The 16332-nt window shown below is 60.9% G+C and carries 18 protein-coding genes and 2 tRNA genes; 12 read left to right on the top strand and 8 right to left on the bottom strand.

Features of this window, described 5'->3' with window-relative positions; genetic code table 11:
* Positions 1–60: 60 nt before the first annotated feature.
* Positions 61–1737 carry a 4Fe-4S dicluster domain-containing protein gene (locus tag ACEOAC_RS16385; RefSeq protein WP_413628455.1) on the bottom strand — a complete coding sequence of 559 codons (1677 nt, stop codon included), beginning with the start codon at positions 1735–1737 and terminating at the stop codon, positions 61–63.
* Between the two features lie 435 nt (positions 1738–2172).
* Between ACEOAC_RS16385 and ACEOAC_RS16380 the strand changes: the two genes are divergently transcribed.
* The 6 genes from ACEOAC_RS16380 to ACEOAC_RS16355 all read left to right on the top strand — a co-directional run bounded on the left by ACEOAC_RS16380 (position 2173) and on the right by ACEOAC_RS16355 (position 8669).
* The gene (locus ACEOAC_RS16380; protein WP_241813470.1) at positions 2173–2598 is read left to right on the top strand and encodes an acyl-CoA thioesterase; all 426 of its coding nucleotides are present in this window, start codon (positions 2173–2175) and stop codon (positions 2596–2598) included.
* Positions 2599–2757: 159 nt separating this feature from the next.
* A complete protein-coding gene (locus tag ACEOAC_RS16375) occupies positions 2758–3909 on the top strand; it encodes an ABC transporter substrate-binding protein (protein WP_413444937.1) in 1152 nt (383 codons plus the stop codon).
* A gap of 171 nt (positions 3910–4080) precedes the next feature.
* A complete protein-coding gene (locus ACEOAC_RS16370) occupies positions 4081–4971 on the top strand; it encodes a branched-chain amino acid ABC transporter permease (protein WP_006465413.1) in 891 nt (296 codons plus the stop codon).
* Positions 4972–4975: 4 nt separating this feature from the next.
* Positions 4976–6943, top strand: a complete 1968-nt coding sequence (locus ACEOAC_RS16365; protein ID WP_241813466.1) for an ABC transporter permease subunit — start codon at positions 4976–4978, stop codon at positions 6941–6943.
* Between the two features lie 2 nt (positions 6944–6945).
* Complete coding sequence (locus ACEOAC_RS16360; protein ID WP_006465411.1) at positions 6946–7674, top strand: ABC transporter ATP-binding protein; 729 nt, start codon at positions 6946–6948, stop codon at positions 7672–7674.
* 164 nt (positions 7675–7838) lie between these two features.
* Positions 7839–8669, top strand: coding sequence for an alpha/beta fold hydrolase (locus ACEOAC_RS16355; protein WP_413444936.1), 831 nt, complete (start codon positions 7839–7841; stop codon positions 8667–8669).
* Between the two features lie 32 nt (positions 8670–8701).
* Here ACEOAC_RS16355 and ACEOAC_RS16350 read toward each other — a convergent pair whose 3' ends face one another.
* Complete coding sequence (locus tag ACEOAC_RS16350; protein ID WP_077238466.1) at positions 8702–8896, bottom strand: hypothetical protein; 195 nt, start codon at positions 8894–8896, stop codon at positions 8702–8704.
* A 57-nt stretch (positions 8897–8953) separates the two neighbouring features.
* On the opposite strand from ACEOAC_RS16350, the gene ACEOAC_RS16345 reads away from it, so the two are divergent.
* A complete protein-coding gene (locus tag ACEOAC_RS16345; protein WP_254427100.1) occupies positions 8954–9445 on the top strand; it encodes a helix-turn-helix domain-containing protein in 492 nt (163 codons plus the stop codon).
* Between the two features lie 486 nt (positions 9446–9931).
* On the opposite strand, the gene ACEOAC_RS16340 is transcribed toward ACEOAC_RS16345, so the two are convergent.
* The 3 genes from ACEOAC_RS16340 to ACEOAC_RS16330 form a co-directional block, all read right to left on the bottom strand.
* Positions 9932–10007 (bottom strand) — tRNA-Lys (locus ACEOAC_RS16340).
* Positions 10008–10078: 71 nt separating this feature from the next.
* Positions 10079–10154: transfer RNA gene (locus ACEOAC_RS16335), tRNA-Lys, on the bottom strand.
* Positions 10155–10369: 215 nt separating this feature from the next.
* A complete protein-coding gene (locus ACEOAC_RS16330; RefSeq protein WP_102664269.1) occupies positions 10370–11194 on the bottom strand; it encodes a spermidine synthase in 825 nt (274 codons plus the stop codon).
* A 184-nt stretch (positions 11195–11378) separates the two neighbouring features.
* Here ACEOAC_RS16330 and ACEOAC_RS16325 point away from each other — a divergent pair, with 184 nt between their 5' ends.
* Positions 11379–12194, top strand: a complete 816-nt coding sequence (locus ACEOAC_RS16325; RefSeq protein WP_006465406.1) for a MetQ/NlpA family ABC transporter substrate-binding protein — start codon at positions 11379–11381, stop codon at positions 12192–12194.
* A gap of 82 nt (positions 12195–12276) precedes the next feature.
* Positions 12277–12417: a hypothetical protein gene (locus ACEOAC_RS16320; RefSeq protein ID WP_166757875.1), complete on the top strand. Its 141-nt coding sequence runs from the start codon at positions 12277–12279 to the stop codon at positions 12415–12417.
* Between the two features lie 36 nt (positions 12418–12453).
* On the opposite strand, the gene ACEOAC_RS16315 is transcribed toward ACEOAC_RS16320, so the two are convergent.
* The gene (locus ACEOAC_RS16315) at positions 12454–13053 is read right to left on the bottom strand and encodes a DNA-deoxyinosine glycosylase (RefSeq protein WP_413445245.1); all 600 of its coding nucleotides are present in this window, start codon (positions 13051–13053) and stop codon (positions 12454–12456) included.
* A gap of 164 nt (positions 13054–13217) precedes the next feature.
* Here ACEOAC_RS16315 and ACEOAC_RS16310 point away from each other — a divergent pair, with 164 nt between their 5' ends.
* From ACEOAC_RS16310 to ACEOAC_RS16300, 3 genes are all read left to right on the top strand, one after another.
* Positions 13218–13967, top strand: coding sequence for an SDR family oxidoreductase (locus tag ACEOAC_RS16310; protein ID WP_413445244.1), 750 nt, complete (start codon positions 13218–13220; stop codon positions 13965–13967).
* Positions 13968–14001: 34 nt separating this feature from the next.
* Positions 14002–14448 carry a DUF962 domain-containing protein gene (locus ACEOAC_RS16305; protein ID WP_006465403.1) on the top strand — a complete coding sequence of 149 codons (447 nt, stop codon included), beginning with the start codon at positions 14002–14004 and terminating at the stop codon, positions 14446–14448.
* Positions 14449–14611: 163 nt separating this feature from the next.
* The gene (locus tag ACEOAC_RS16300; RefSeq protein ID WP_241813460.1) at positions 14612–15064 is read left to right on the top strand and encodes a glycine zipper 2TM domain-containing protein; all 453 of its coding nucleotides are present in this window, start codon (positions 14612–14614) and stop codon (positions 15062–15064) included.
* A 61-nt stretch (positions 15065–15125) separates the two neighbouring features.
* Here the strand turns inward: ACEOAC_RS16300 and ACEOAC_RS16295 are convergent, their stop codons facing one another.
* Complete coding sequence (locus ACEOAC_RS16295) at positions 15126–15704, bottom strand: GNAT family N-acetyltransferase (RefSeq protein ID WP_413445243.1); 579 nt, start codon at positions 15702–15704, stop codon at positions 15126–15128.
* Positions 15688–16215: an FUSC family protein gene (locus tag ACEOAC_RS16290; protein WP_241813458.1), complete on the bottom strand. Its 528-nt coding sequence runs from the start codon at positions 16213–16215 to the stop codon at positions 15688–15690. The genes ACEOAC_RS16295 and ACEOAC_RS16290 overlap by 17 nt, the downstream gene beginning before the upstream one ends.
* Positions 16216–16332 lie beyond the last annotated feature (117 nt).

The following is a 16332-nucleotide window of genomic DNA, read 5'->3' as shown; positions in this document are numbered from 1 at the left end:
CGGCAACATGCAAAAAGCCGCATCCGAGGATGCGGCATTTGTCCTGATGGGGCAGGGTGCTTACATGCCCGAGTAGTTCGGCCCGCCGCCGCCTTCAGGCGTGACCCAGACGATGTTCTGGGTCGGGTCCTTGATATCGCAGGTCTTGCAGTGCACGCAGTTCTGGGCGTTGATCTGAAGGCGGTCGGTGTTGTCTTCGTTCTTGACGAATTCATAGACACCTGCCGGGCAGTAGCGTGCTTCCGGGCCGGCGTACTTGGCCAGGTTGATCTGGACCGGCACGGCCTTGTCCTTCAGCGTCAGGTGCGCGGGCTGGTCTTCACCATGGTTGGTATTGGAGATGAAGACCGATGACAGGCGATCGAAGGTCAGCTTGCCATCCGGCTTGGGATAGGCGATCGGCGCAAAGTCGGCGGGCGGGCGCAGGCATTCGTGGTCGGCATGCGTGTGGCGCAGGGTCCAGGGGGCCTTGCCACCGAACAGTACCTGATCGATGCCCACCAGCAGCGTGCCGGCCACCAGGCCCTTGCTCATCGAGGGCTTGAAGTTGCGGGCCTTGTGCAGTTCTTCCTTCAGCCAGGAGGCCTCGAAAGCGGCCGGGTAGGCCGACAGCTCGTCCGACTGGCGATTCTCACCCAGGGCATTGAATGCCGCATCCGCTGCCAGCATGCCGCTCTTGATCGCCGCATGGCTGCCCTTGATGCGTGAGGCATTGAGGAAACCGGCATCGCAACCCAGCAGCGCACCACCGGGGAACACCAGCTTGGGCAAGGATTGCACGCCGCCGGCAGTGATCGCGCGGGCGCCGTAGGAGAGGCGCTTGCCGCCTTCGAAGAACTTGCGGATTTCCGGATGGGTCTTGTAGCGCTGGAATTCCTCGAACGGCGACAGGTAGGGATTCTGGTAAGCCAGGCCGACCACGTAGCCGACGGCCACCTGGTTGTTGTCCAGGTGATAGAGGAAGGAACCTCCGTAGGTGTCATTGGAGAGCGGCCAGCCGGCGGTGTGGACCACCAGACCGGGCTGGTGCACTTCCGGCTTCACTTCCCACAGTTCCTTGATGCCGATGGCATAGGTCTGCGGATCGCGGCCGGCATCCAGCTTGTATTTCGCGATCAATTGCTTGCCCAGGTGGCCGCGCGCACCTTCGGCGAAGAAGGTGTATTTGGCGTGCAGTTCCATACCCAGCTGGAATTCCGGGCCGGGTTCGCCCTCCTTGTTGATGCCCATGTTGCCGGTGGCTACGCCCTTGACTGAGCCATCCTCGTGGTAGAGCACTTCGGCAGCGGGGAAGCCCGGGAAGATTTCCACGCCCAGCGCTTCGGCCTGCTGGCCCAGCCAGCGCGTGACGTTGGAGAGCGAAATCACATAATTACCATGGTTCTGGAAGCAGGCCGGGAGCAGCCAGTTCGGCGTCTTGTAGGCCTTGTCGACCGAGAGGAAGAGGAAGCGGTCTTCGGTCACCGGCGTGTCCAGCGGCGCGCCTTGCTCCTTCCAGTCTGGGATCAGCTCGCTCAGCGCACGCGGGTCCATCACGGCGCCTGAGAGGATATGGGCGCCGACTTCGCTGCCTTTTTCCAGCACGCAGACCGAGACCTCGCGATGTTGCCGGGTGGCCAGTTGCTTGAGGCGGATCGCTGCCGACAGCCCGGCTGGACCGCCGCCGACGATGACCACGTCGTATTCCATGGATTCGCGAGGGCCGTATTGTGCGAGCAAGTCTTGAGAAGAAGTCATGGGTGTCCCGTGTTATGTGAACTGCCTGTTTTTCGAACGATCGTGCTATTGTTAAGTATTTTTCGATGAAACGCTAGAGGGCCGGCGGTAATTCGTCGAATTTCTTCGCCTTCCTGCGCGCAGGTCTGAAACAATGCGCGGTGAACAGCGTTTCACGGCGGCCATTGCGCCGGTCTGAGTTGTTCCAGAATGCCGCGTATTTTATGGGATTTTGCCGGCGAGACTCATACCGGTTTGGCATCTGGCTATAACTCGCGCTTATGTTCCCGCTGAAATCTGTGCCAAGGGTGGCGCAGAGAGTCTGCGGTTGAATCCGGAATGAAGCGGAAAACAGGGGTTCAAGAAGAATCTGCTGAGTCAGAAAAGCGACGAGAACGGCCCGCCCGCATGAAAAATATTTCAGTCATCGATGAATCAAACCGTAAAGGATCACCAATGAGCAGTCAGGAAAGCACCGTAGCGAAACCTCTTTTCGTTTCCCGCCAGAGCATTCGCTGGGGCGACATGGATGCGTTCGGTCACGTCAACAATACCGTCTACTTTCGCTTCATGGAGCAATGCCGCATCGAGTGGCTGGAAGAGGTCTTCGGCCCCACCATCGCGGGCGAGGAAGGACCGGTGATCGTCAATGCGCACTGCAATTTCCGGCGCCAGATGAAGTATCCAGCCACCATCGAGGTGCACATGCTGGGTGGCCAGCTGGGACGCACGAGTGTGGAAACTACGTATGTCATCCGCGACGCCGACGATGAACAGATCATTTATGCTGACGGTGCCGCAAAAATAGTCTGGGTTGATTTCAAAAAAGAAAAGTCCACTGCGATGCCTGACAAGCTGCGACAGCTCCTGACAAGCTTGTAAGTTTGGCGCAAGGAAACTGCGACAGAATCGCCCCGACACTCCCGCAAGGAATCGCCAAAGAGCGAGGGGAGCGGAGAATTCGTTTCACACGGAGCGGGTTCAAAAAGTGCTACGCCCGTCACCGATGTGCTAGCCAACAATTACATTCTGGAGGATGACATGACATACAAGACCCAAGCCGTTGTTGCTGCCGCCCTGATGACGCTCGCAATGTCGTCGCAGGCAGCTGATCCGATCAAGATCGGTGTTTCTGGTCCGTACACTGGTGGTTCCGCTCCGATGGGCGTCTCCATGCGCGACGGCGTGAAGCTGGCCGTGGCCGAGATCAACGCCGCTGGTGGCCTGCTGGGTCGCCAGATTCAGCTGGTCGAACGCGATGATGAAGCCAAGAACGAGCGCGGCGTGCAGATCGCCCAGGAGCTGATCAACAAGGAAAAGGTGGTCGCCACCGTCGGATTCATTAACACCGGCGTGGCCCTGGCCTCGCAACGCTTCTACCAGGAAGCCAAGATCCCCGTGATCAACAACGTGGCCACCGGCACCGTGATCACCAAGCAGTTCGAGAAGGAGAAGGACAATTACGTCTTCCGCACCTCGGCTGCCGACAAGATCCAGGCCAAGATGATCGCCGACGAAGCCGTCGACAAGCAGAAGCTGACCAAGGTCGCCATCCTGGCCGACTCCACCAACTATGGTCAGCTTGGTCGTGAAGACCTGGAAAAAGTCCTCTCCGACAAGAAGGTCACTCCGGTGGCCGTCGAAAAGTACAACATCAAGGACGTGGACATGACGGCTCAGCTGCTCAAGTCCAAGCAGGGCGGCGCCCAGGCGGTGCTGACCTACGGCATCGGCCCCGAACTGGCGCAGATCGCCAATGGCATGGAAAAGCTGAACTGGCACGTGCCTATCATCGGCAGCTGGCCGCTGTCCATGGGTAACTTCATCGACAACTCCGGCAAGAACGGCAATGGCGCCCGTATGCCGCAGACCTTCATCCAGGACGGCACCACTCCCAAGCGCAAGGCCTTCATCGAGGCTTACCAGAAGGCTTACAAGGTTGACCGCATGCCCTCGGCTGTCTCGGCTGCCCAAGGCTACGACTCCATCCTGCTGCTGGCCGCTGCCATCAAGCAGGCTGGCACCACCGACGGTGACAAGGTCCGTGCAGCCCTGGAAAACCTGAACACCAAGGTCGAAGGCGTGGTCACCACCTACGACAAGCCGTTCACTCACGACGATCACGAAGCCATCAAGCCGGGCATGGTCGTGATGGGCGAGGTCAAGAACGGCCGCGTCATCCTCGGCAAATAAGACTCGACTTGCTTCACGCACAGTAGTCGAAGAGGCCAGTCCTTGCGATCCGGGGGCTGGCCTTTTTCACACGATCTGTTGACGATTTCCTAACGGTCCGCCCTGGCGGTGCCGCGGCGTCGTCGCAGCTCTACGCCGCCACCCGGCGGTAGCCGCTTCTTGGGAAATACAATGGACATCCTCTTACAACTGGTCTTCTCCGGGATCGCGCTCGGCATGATCTACGCCGTGATCGCCTTCGGTTACCAACTGACCTTCGCCACGTCCGGCACGCTCAATTTCGGTCAGGGTGAAGCCCTGATGCTGGGCGCGCTGGTGGGCCTGTCGGTCGTGGGCAATATCCACGGCGGACCTTATCTCAACTATTGGCTGATGATCCCCATCGTGCTGGTGTTCGGCGCACTGCAAGGCATGTTCGTCGAATGGATCGGCGTGCGGCCGGCCATCAAGATCAAGTCCGAATTCGGCTGGATCATGTCCACCATCGCACTGGCCATCATCTTCAAGAACGTGGCCGAAAACATCTGGGGCAAGGACGACTTGCCGTTCCCTTCGCCGATCTCCGGCACGCCGTTCCAGATCATGGGCGCCAATGTGCAGCCCATGCAGGTGCTGGTGGTGATCGGCGCCTTGCTGATCATGGCGGCGGTCGAATTGTTCAACCGCAAGTCCATCTACGGTAAGGCCGTGGTGGCGACTTCCAATGACCGTGACGCTGCCGGCCTGATGGGCATCAACACCAGCATGGTGATCACGTTCTCCTATGCGCTGTCCTCGGCCACGGCGGCCTTTGCCGGCGTGCTGGTGGCCCCGCTGACCTTGACCGGAGCCACCATGGGGGCGGCACTGGGTCTGAAGGCGTTTGCGGTGGCCATCATCGGCGGCCTGACCTCGGGCATGGGCGCCATCGTCGGCGGCCTGATCCTGGGCGTGGCCGAGACCGTGACCGGCTTCTACATCTCGACCGGCTACAAGGAAGTTCCGGGACTGGTACTGCTGTTGCTGGTACTGGCTGTCAAACCTGCAGGCCTGTTCGGCAAAACTGCGATCAAGAAGGTCTGAAGCGATGAACAAGAAAATCCTGCTGCTGTCCTTGCTGGGCATTGTCGCGCTGGGCGGCATCCCCATGGTGGTGCACAACCCGTATTACCTGCACCTGATCGAAACCATCCTCATCTATGCCATCCTGCTGTTCGGGCTGGACATCGTGGTCGGCTACACCGGCCAGGTCTCGCTGGGTCATGCCGGCCTGTTCGGCATTGGTTCCTATGCGGCCGGCGTGCTGTTCTTCAAGCTTGGCATGCCCATCTTCGTGACCATTCCTGCCGCCATCGCGGTAACGGCCGTGTTCGGTGCCATCCTGGCGCTACCGGCCTTGCGCGTGACCGGTCCTTACCTGGCCATGGTCACGCTGGCATTCGGCACCATCATCCAGATCCTGATCAACGAGATGACCTTCCTCACCGAAGGTCCGCTGGGCATCAAGCTGCAGAAGCCCATGATCGGCGGCGAGAAGATGAGCGAAGTGCAGTTCTTCTATCTGGTGGCGATCCTGATGGTGCTGTCCATGATCGTGGTGCACCGCATTCTCAAGTCCAATCTCGGTCGTGCTTTCCAGGCATTGCGTGATAGCCCGATTGCCTCGGACTGCATGGGTGTCTCGGTGTATCGCTACAAGGTCTATGCCTTCATCATCAGTGCCGCGCTGGCGGGCCTGTCGGGCGCGTTGTATGCGTATTCGGAGGAGTACATCTCACCCAATACCTACAACTTCGAACTGACCATCCTGTTCCTGCTGGCAGTGATCATGGGTGGACGCAAGTCGCGCATCGGCTCGCTCATCGGCGCGCTGATCGTGGTGATGCTGCCCAGCCTGTTGTCGGATATCGCGCTGTTCCGTCAGATCGCGACCGTGCTTGCGGTCATCGTGGTGGTCGGCGCAGGTGTGCAGCTGGCCAAGAAGACCAAGACCCTGCGCGGCGTGGCCGTGCCGGTGGTGGCGACCATTGCCATGGCGGCCTTCTCCTACAAGCTGGAAAACATCACCGACTGGCGTCTGACCATCTTCGGTTTGATGACCCTGTTCGTCGTGTACTACCTGCAGGATGGCATCGTCGGCTTCTGTCGTAGCCTGTTCGGCCGTGTCTTGACCAGGCATGTGCCGGTGGCGCAGCAGATTGCCGGTGACAAGGAGCGCGCCGTCATCACGACCGACTCGGTCAAGGATGAAGGTGCAACCCTGCTGAAGGTCAACCAGATCCTGATGCAATTCGGTGGTCTGAAGGCGCTCAACCGCGTGGACCTGGATGTGCGCAAGGGGACCGTGCATGGCCTGATCGGCCCCAATGGTTCCGGCAAGAGCACGATGATGAACGTGCTCACCGGCATCTATCGTCCTACCGATGGTGCGGTGGAATACGACGGTCGCCAGATCTCCGGCAATACGCCCTCGACCATTGCCCTGGGTGGCGTGGCGCGGACTTTCCAGAACGTGCAACTGTTCGGCGAAATGACTGCCACCGAAAACGTGCTGGTTGGCTTGCATCACACGTTCAACAGCAACGTGGTCGATGTGATGGTCAATACGCCGCGTTACGTGCGGGAAGAGCAGGCTGCCCGCGAGCGTGCGGCTGCCATCCTTGAGTTCGTCGGTCTGGCCAACCTGGCCAACGAAGAGGCACGCAACCTGCCTTACGGCAAGCAGCGCCTGCTGGAAATCGGTCGTGCCCTGGGGCTGAACCCGAGCCTGTTGCTGCTGGACGAGCCGGCCGCCGGCCTGACCGCGCCCGACATCAAGGAGCTCATTGCCATCATCCGCAAGATCCGCGAAGCCGGCATCACCATCATCCTGATCGAACACCACATGGACGTGGTCATGTCGATCTGCGATACCGTCACCGTGCTCGACTTCGGCCAGAAGATCGCCGAAGGCAAGCCAGCCCAGGTGCAAGCTGACCCCAAGGTCATCGAAGCCTACCTCGGCAGTGGCGCAGGCGATGCCCATGACAACACATCCAGCCCCGCGGGAGCCTGAACATGCTGACTATTTCCAATCTGCACGCCGCTTACGGCAAGGTCGAGGTGCTGCATGGCATTTCCATGGACGTGCCCAAGGGCAAGGTGGTGACACTGATCGGCTCCAACGGTGCCGGCAAGACCACCACCATGCGCGCCATCTCCGGCATGATCAAACCGAAAGGCGGAGAGGTCACGCTCGGCGGCAAGAACATCACCGGCCTCGATTCCCACCGGATCGCCCGCTTCGGCCTGGCCCATTCGCCGGAAGGGCGGCGAGTGTTCGCCACCATGAGCGTGACGGACAACCTGCTGCTGGGCGCTTTCCCACGTTTCACCCGGGCGCGGCCCAAGGGAGATATCGCCCACGATCTGGAGCGGGCGCTGGAGTTGTTCCCACGGCTCAAGGAGCGCCAGACCCAATTGGCCGGGACGCTCTCTGGCGGCGAGCAACAGATGCTGGCCATGGCGCGTGCCGTGATGTTGAATCCCGAGGTCATCCTGCTGGACGAGCCCTCCATGGGGCTGGCGCCGATCCTGGTTGATGAGGTGTTCCGTATCATCTCGCGGCTCAAGGAGCAGGGCGTGACCATGCTGCTGGTCGAGCAGTTTGCGGCGGCCGCGCTCAATGTTGCGGATTACGGTTATGTGTTGGAGAATGGAAAGATCTCCGTACATGGACCCGCCGACAAGCTGCAGAACGACCCGGCGGTCAAGGCCGCCTATCTGGGCGGTGGGGCGCATCACTGATGAGCTGAATTGGGCATCGCGTCAGGCGTGCGATCCGCATGATACTTGGGCTCGCACGTCGCCGTGGCTGACAGCGTGTCCGGTATATTAAGGGGGAGGCATACCCCTTGAAGGCTGTTTAGGCGCACCCTTGGGTGCGCCTTTTCTTTGGTGGAGGTGTCTACGTGAATGCGCCGCAATCATGCCGGTTCGAGGTGAAGGTCGAGGGTGTCACCCTGCAGGCCTGTCTCTGGGGTGAGCGCAAGCCGGGCCGTCCGGCCCTGGTGTTGATGCACGAATCCCTCGGTGGGCTGGCCCTTTGGCGGGACTTTCCGGCGCAATTATCGGCGCGTACCGGTTGCGCCGTGGTCGCTTACGATCGCTATGGCTTTGGTGCCTCCGATGCGCGCAATGACCGGCTTCCATCTGATTTCGTCGCCGCCGAGGCCCGGCCGTGGCTGGCCGCCGTATTGCAGCAGCTGGAACTGGGCGCCGTGGTGTTGTTCGGTCATAGCGTGGGCGGCGGCATGGCCATCTCGGCCGCGTCCCAATTGCCGGATCAGGTGGTGGCCGTCATCACTGAATCGGCTCAGGCCTTTGTGGAAGAGCAAACGCTGCAAGGCATACGCGCGGCGCGTAACAGCTTCGCCGACCCGGCCCAGGTATTGCGGCTGGCGAAGTATCACGTCAACGACGTGCGGAAAGCACGGTGGGTGCTCGATGCCTGGATCGACACCTGGCTCGATCCAGGCTTTGCCGGCTGGTCGCTGGATGCTGTTTTGGCCCGCGTGCATTGCCCGGTGCTGGCGCTGCATGGCGATCTGGATGAATTTGGATCACTGGCGCATCCGCAGCGCATTGCCCGCGTCGGCGTAGAGGGGCAGCAGGGACGCGAATGCCTGGTGCTGTCCCGCTGCGGCCATGTGCCTCACCGGGAGCAGCCGGAGCAGGTTCTGCAGGCAGTCTGCGATTTTCTGCGGCGGCGGGTCGAAGGCTGTTCGCATCTGTCTGGTTAGCGGGGGAGGGTGGTTCGGGGTGAGCACCGCCTCTATTGCTCATCCAGATCACCCTGGAAGGCCTGCAGGCCTCGCAAGTACATCATCCTGATGAACAGTGCCCTGGATCGGTAAGTTTGTGCCGCAAAGTGGTTAGCCTCCTCCAGTTCAGCTTGGGTAAGTCGAAAATTCACCAGACGTGCCGACGCATTTGCGGGCATACGTTCGGTTTGTTGCTTGCCTGCCATAAGATGTCTCCTGGCTTATTGATTCGAGAGAAACATTCTAGGAGAGGTCGTTTTCAGATGTCATCGAATAAAACTGAATATTTGACAATACTTGGCGATCGGTTGGCGAAAGAACGCAGCCGTTGTGGCCACACCCAGAAATCCGTGGCCGACGAACTGGAGATCACCGCCCGCACGCAGATCAAGTACGAGATCGGTGAAACCGCGCCTGACGCTTACTACCTGCATGGCCTCGTGGCGATCGGCATCGATGTCACCTATGTGCTGACCGGCACGCGAGGCGTGCTCCCCACGGCACAGGAGAGTGAACTGATCTCGTGCTATCGCAGTGTCGATGCACCGACCCGCACTTTGCTTGTGCAACTGCTGCAAGGAATGGCGCGCATGTCGCTGGCGACACGCAAGAAGCGCGACTTCTACGCTGTTCAGGACGTCAAGCGTGGCAAGCCGGGTCGCCGCAAATCAGTGCCTCCCGAAGCACCGAAGGTCGATGCTGGTGGCGACTCAACCACGCCGACCTCGGGCCCGGACCGAATGGACGGGCGCTGAGCCGGAGGGGAGGCGCCTTGGGCTGTTTTCCGAAGCCTCAGGTCGATTGGCAAGCTTCGCCCTGGAGCATCGCCTCGCGGTGCCGCGTCGAGACCACGAAAACCATCGCTAGGCCTATTCATGACTTCCTCGCACGTCGGCGGGTCGATATGGGGAATTGTGTTCCGGGCAGCTCTGCATCAAGCGATATCTGCATCAAGCGATATTCGGCTTTAGTGAAGGCCGGACATTTGCGGAGTTGCTTTTGTCGGAAGTCGTACGGCCCCGTTTTGGTAGCCAGCAGATTGCTTCATTTCCCGGCAAGTCATGTCGTCTATGCGAGCTGATCTTGCTGACAGTGAAAGGAGCTTTGCTTCCAGGCTGTTACCAAACCGCCACTCAGGCGTGTGAGCTGATCTCGCCGATGTAGTGGCTTGATCAACAAACCGGGAATGGTGGAAATGAAAAAAGGGTTACAGACCTGTGCAGGCTGTAACCCTTTTGTATTGGTGGGGCGTCACAGATTCGAACTGTGGACCTACGGATTAAGAGTCCGCTGCTCTACCAGCTGAGCTAACGCCCCGAGATGTTCCTGCCAATGCAGGTCAATCTGGAAGTGAAAAAGGCCTCGATACGAGAGGCCTTTTGAAATTTTGGTGGGGCGTCACAGATTCGAACTGTGGACCTACGGATTAAGAGTCCGCTGCTCTACCAGCTGAGCTAACGCCCCGTTGCTGCACTTCGTTGTTGCTGCAGTGCTGCAAGAGAGAGCGCATTATAGGAGGGGGTAGGGGGCAGTGCAAGCATTTTTTGGGAAAAAGATAAAAATATTTTATCTCTTGGCACTAACAAGCTATCCAGCCCCCTGTTTTGTGGCGAATGGCGCGCACTGATCGCGCCATTGCAACAAGGCCATGCCAGGCTATTGCGCAGTCCCCTTTACGCTCAATCTCCAGCTTTGATACCGTTCACCCAGGACTTTGCCGGCAGTTTGGTCTGGGCCTCGATCAAGGCCGCCCGCGCATAGAGTTCCGGAAAATCAAACGCGATCTGTCCCTTGAAGGCCAGCGCCACCACGTTGCCATCGTGGACCTCCGGCAGCGACACCACCTTGTCGAAGGCGAACTCCATGGCGCGCAAGTTCTTGGCGTAGCTGGGATGATCGCCGAAGAGGTTGACCGTCATCACGCCACCCGGCGCCAGACTGTCGTAACAGGCCTGGTAGAACTCCGGGCTATCCAGCACCGGCCCGCGCGCCGTGGCGTCATAGAGATCGACCTGCAACGCATCGATGATGCCGTGACCGGCGGCATGGACGATGAAATCCATGGCGTCGCTCTCGATGATCATCAGACGTTCGTCCGGTTCAGGCAGCTTGAACATGCTATGGCAAATCGCAATCACCGCCGGGTTCAATTCCACCGCCGTCACCTGCGCCTGCGGGAATTGCCGATAACCGAACTTGGTCAGCGCACCCGTGCCCAGCCCCAGTTGCACGATGTGTCGCGGCGCACCGTTGAACAGCATCCACGCCATCATCTGCTGCGCATATTCCAGTTCGATCCAGTCCGGTTTGCGGATGCGCATGGCACCCTGCACCCATTCAGTCCCGAAGTGCAGATAACGCACGCCGTCCAGTTCGGAGAGCGTGACCGGTGCGTATTTGGGCTTGCGCGGCTTGTTGCTGTCGGCGTCCAGTTGTTGACGACGGCGATTGGGTCCCGCCTTGGTATTGGCCTGGGCCTCGATGGATTTTCTTTTGATGAGCATTTTCGATAGGAATCTGGCGCAGCATCCCGAAGAGAAGGGCGTGCCGACGGATGCCGAATGATACCTTGCCTGACCGATGCCCAGCGCCTTGCCTGCAATTGCCGCATATCGACATGCGGATTCATTCCTTCTTCCGGGCCTGGCTACATGTGAGGATGCAGACCTCATCATTTTCGGAGTCACCATGCATTTCGCTGCATTCATCAAGCGCATCGCAGTCGTTGCTGCGCTGACCCTGGCGGTCGCGCCCCATCTGGCGCACGCCCAGGACAAGACCAAGATCAAGGTCGGCATCTCGGTCGGCAGCGCCGAGGCCATCTTCGATGTGGTCAAGAAAGTCGCCGCTCGCGATGGACTGGAGATCCAGACCGTGGTCTTCAGTGACTATCTGCAGCCCAATGCGGCACTGGCAGCGGGCGACCTTGACGCCAATGCCTTCCAGCACCGCCCCTACCTGGAAAGCCAGATCGCCGCGCGCGGCTACAAGATCGTGCCAGTCGGTCTGACCATCACCGCGCCGCTGGGCATCTATTCGCGTAAGTTCAAGTCGGTCGACCAACTGCCCAACGGCGCCCATATCGGTATCCAGAACGATCCCTCCAACGGCAATCGCGCCCTGCTGCTGTTGCAGAAGGCCGGCCTGATCAAGCTCAAGCCGGGCGTGGGTGAAAACGGCGTCAACGCCACGCCGCTGGACATCATCGACAATCCCCGCAAGCTCAAGCTGATCGAACTGGACGCCGCGCAACTCCCGCGCTCGCTGGACGACCTGGCCGCAGCCTCGATCAATAACGACTACGCCTACAAGGCCGGGCTGTCGCTGCAGAAGGACACCATCGCCGTGGAAGACCCGCGCGGCCGCTACGCCAACATCATCGCCACCCGTGCCGAAGATCAGGACAAGCCCTGGGCCAAGAAACTGGTGCAGGCCTACCACTCCGAGGAAGTGCGCAAGTTCATCGAGACCGAATTCAAGGGCTCGCTGGTCCCCGCCTTCTGAGCCGGGCGGCAAGCACGAGCCGAACCGCCCTCCGGGGCGGTTTTTTCATGCCAACCGCGCCGGCCTCCATTAAACTGCCGGCATGATCAAGAATCTCATCCTCTGCCTGAAGCTGGCCATCGTCTTCGGCGCCATCGTGTTTTTCGCGAAGGCCTTGCAGTATCTGATTTTCAATGGCGGCTTGTCAGGGGAGTTCTACGATTACCTGTTCTTCCGTAAGTGAACGCCGGGTGCGTGCGCTACAAAGGACCAGCGGGCTTCAAGCGGATCCGGTCAATGCATCGCGCCAGCGCTGCAGCTTCTGCGCATACGCCAGCGCCGCATAGGCCGGGCTGCTGGACGGCAACAGGGCGATCCGATACCGCTGTGCATGCGACCCCAAGGCCGCCAGTCCCAGCTTGGCCGCCGTCCCGCCATTGAAGGCAATCGTGTGCAATTGCGGCAAGGTGGCCAACAGCGCCTGCAGGTCGTTCTGGGAGTGATCGCGGATAGCGCTGTCCAGGCTGCCCAGACGTCGCGCATTGGCAATCACGTCCCACAGGCCGATGCGGTGTTCCAGCAGCGTCGCCAGCCGGGCTTCATAGGCCATCCCATACAAATCGACTCCTATCACCTCGCCCACCAGGCGCCAGAACGCATTGCGCGGATGGCCATAATACTGGTGCAGGGCCAGCGAGGTGGCGCCAGGCAGGCTGCCCAGGATCAGGGTCTGCGTGTCCTGTGCCACCACCGGTGGAAAGCTCGCCAGCAGCGGATCACTGGCGGTGAAGGCTACCGGCGCGTGGAGAGCGCTGCTGGACTCCGCTACCGATGCCGGGGTCAAGGCGGTAGCACGCCGGGCGGTTTTGCGGTCGGGCATGATGGCGTCTGGATGAAAAGAATTTCAGCAAGCGCCGCACTCATCTGGACGCGGCACAATGACCGGCGGCTGCAGATGCCGCGCGCTTGCGGCAAAATGCACATCTTAGCGTAATCATCCCCCGGGCCAGCGCGTTCGGGCATTTCATCCAAGGGAGACAGGACATGACAGAAAAGGTCATCATCGTCACGGGCGGCAGCCGTGGCATCGGTGCGGCAACCGCCTTGCTGGCGGGCCAGCGCGGCTATGCGGTATGCGTCAACTATGTCAGCAACCGTGACGCCGCCGAATCGGTGGCCGAACGCATCCGCACAGCCGGTGGCCGCGCCATTACGGTGGCCGGTGACGTGTCCCGCGAGGAGGATGTGCTGCGGCTCTATGCCACGGTAGATGAGCAGCTCGGCCGCGTGAGCGCTCTCGTCAACAATGCCGGCATCCTTGAACACCAGTCCCGCCTGGAAGACATGAGCGCCGAGCGTATCACCCGCGTGCTGGTCGCCAATGTCACCGGCAGCCTCTTGTGCGCGCGCGAAGCGGTCAAGCGTATGTCTACCCGCCATGGCGGCCAGGGTGGGGCCATCGTCAACCTGTCCTCGATGGCGGCCAAGCTGGGCGGGCCGGGCGAATATGTCGACTATGCCGCCTCCAAGGGGGCCATCGACGCCTTCACCATCGGCCTGTCCAAGGAGGTGGCGGGCGAGGGTATTCGCGTCAATGGCGTGCGCCCGGGCCTGATCTATACCGACATCCATGCCAGCGGCGGCGAAGCCGGCCGGGTCGATCGTCTCAAGGACGCCGTCCCGATGAAACGCGGCGGCACTGCCGAGGAAGTCGCCCATGCCATCCTCTGGCTGCTCTCGGACGAGGCCTCCTACGCCACCGGTACCTTCATCGACGTCTCCGGCGGCCGTTGAGGCCGGCCGGTTTCCTTTCCAGCGGAGAGCCAGCATGGATAGCACGATTTCACCCCGTCGTATCGACGAGTTGCTGGCCCGCTACGGCGAGCACCACCGGCACCCCATGAACGAGCTGATCCACTGCATCTGCGTGCCGGCCATCGTGTTTGCGGTGCTGGGTCTTTGCTGGCTCATCTCGCCGGCGGTAGCACTGCTGGTCGCGGCCGGCGCACTGGCTTACTACCTGCGCCTGTCGCCGCCCTTTGCCGTGGGCATGCTGGCCATGTCGGCGCTGATGCTGGTCGTGCTGGCGCGCTTGCCCGCAGGTGCGGTGCTGCCGGTCTCTGTCGTGGTCTTCGTGCTGGCCTGGATCGGCCAGTTCGTCGGCCATCGGATCGAAGGGCGCAAGCCCTCCTTCTTCCAGGATTTGCGCTTCCTCCTGATCGGGCCGCTGTTCGTACTGGCCTTCCTCTATCGGCGCTGGCATATCCCGTACTGAAGCGGGCAGCCGCAGTATTTCCGGATCGGGCGCGCTTTGTATTAAGATGTCGCAGATGGACGGTATCGACCGCCGATGCGCATTCATGGCGCGTTTGCGAGGATGCGTGCCATTTCCACGCTGCCCGGAGACGGGCCAAAATTTCAGTTGGAGTGTTTTTGTTATGAAGAAATTGCTTGTGATTGCAGCCTTGGGTTCCCTGGTGGCCGGCTGCGCAGTGACCCCCAATTCGGCCAGCGTCTACAACTCCCGCCAGGCGCAGGGTGAGCAGACCGTGCGCATGGGCGTGGTCGAATCGATCCGCAACGTGACCATCGACAAGGGTTCCAGCGGCATCGGTACGCTCGGTGGCGCTGCACTCGGCGGCATCGCCGCGGGCTCCAACATCGGTGGTGGCAACGGTGCCCTGGCAGCCGGCATCGTCGGCGCGCTGGCCGGTGGCGTGCTGGGCAACCAGGCTGAAGCCCACCTGAACAACCGTCCCGGCCTGGAAATCACCGTGCGCCTGGACAATGGCGAACTGCGTGCCATCACCCAGGATGCCGACGAGCCGTTCCGTGTCGGCGAGCGCGTGCGCCTGCTCTCCAACGGCCGTACCACCCGCGTGACCCACTGATCGGCGTCACCGCATCAGAAAAAGCAGGACTGCGGTCCTGCTTTTTTTGTCCTTGCGCAGTTCAGGAGCAAGCCCGCGTCAGCCAGGCTTGCCTCTCCATCCGGTATAGCCGGTGCATGCGATACGGGTGATTCACGGGCAGCCGTGGGTGCAGGAAGTCGTCCTGCACGTCCGTCTGCATTCCCAGCCTTTGCATTACCGCCAGCGAGCGCAGGTTCGCCGGAATCGTGAATGCCACGATCTGGGATAAGTGCAGTGCCTGGAACCCGTAATCGAAGGCACAATGCGCTGCCTCATTCACATAACCCTTTCCCCATAACGCCGGCGCCAATCGCCAGGCGATTTCCACGGCCGGGGTGAAATGCGCTTCAAATCCCACCTGCATCAAGCCCACGAGCCCCGCGAACTCGGCCACGTCCGGTATTTCCAGCGCCCATGGGCCGAAGCCGTGCATGTCGAAATGCGCTTCGATGCGATCCGCCAGTGCATCGCTCTCCGAGCGCTTCAGCGGAGCCGGGAAATGTTGCATGGCCACGGGATCGGCATTGAGCTCTGCCAGCGGCCCTCGATCATCCGGCCGCCACCGACGTAGCAGTACCCGTGGTCCCCTCAGCAGGGTGTTTTCAGGAGTTCGCAGCATTCCCATCCTCCGGCTTGGGCCGCAGCTTCAGCAGCCACATGTAGATCACCGTCTCCAGCAGCGCCACCGTGCTGCCGATGATGACTTCGCCCACCCGCATCAGCGCCAGATGCAATTCCTGGCTCAGCCCCTGGCCGGTAAAGGCCGCCGATAGCAGGATCACCACGGTCGCCGGGCCCAGCCGCCAGTTGCTGGGATAGTTCTGCAGCAGCATGGCCACCACCACGGCCGCCGTCAGCGCCACCAGCATCGCCAGGAAGGTCGGTCCGAACACCACCAGTGCGATGCACGAGACGATGCAGCCGGAAATGGTATTGATCAACCGCGCCCGGAAATTGGCCTTGGCCACCGTCATGTCCGGTTCGGTGACGATGATCAGCGAGATCATGGCCCAGTAGGGTTCGGCGATGCCCAGGGCGCGCAATCCGTACCACAGGATCAGGCAGCCGGAGAGGATCTTGACCAGGTAGGCCAGGGCATTCTTGCGGGGATTGATGAAGTGCAATTCCATGGAAACGGGCGGGAGCAGGGGAGGGGCGACTGGATGGGGGCGATGTTAACCATGCACGGACAACCCGGCAAGCCTCCATGCAAAAACGCCGCCGCGTACGGAGTGACCGGTGCGCGG

It is taken from the genome of Herbaspirillum frisingense, from assembly GCF_047325095.1.
Classification (GTDB): domain Bacteria; phylum Pseudomonadota; class Gammaproteobacteria; order Burkholderiales; family Burkholderiaceae_D; genus Herbaspirillum; species Herbaspirillum frisingense.
The sequence above is the reverse complement of the archived record's forward strand: the minus strand, read 5'-3'. Positions and strand labels throughout refer to the sequence as shown.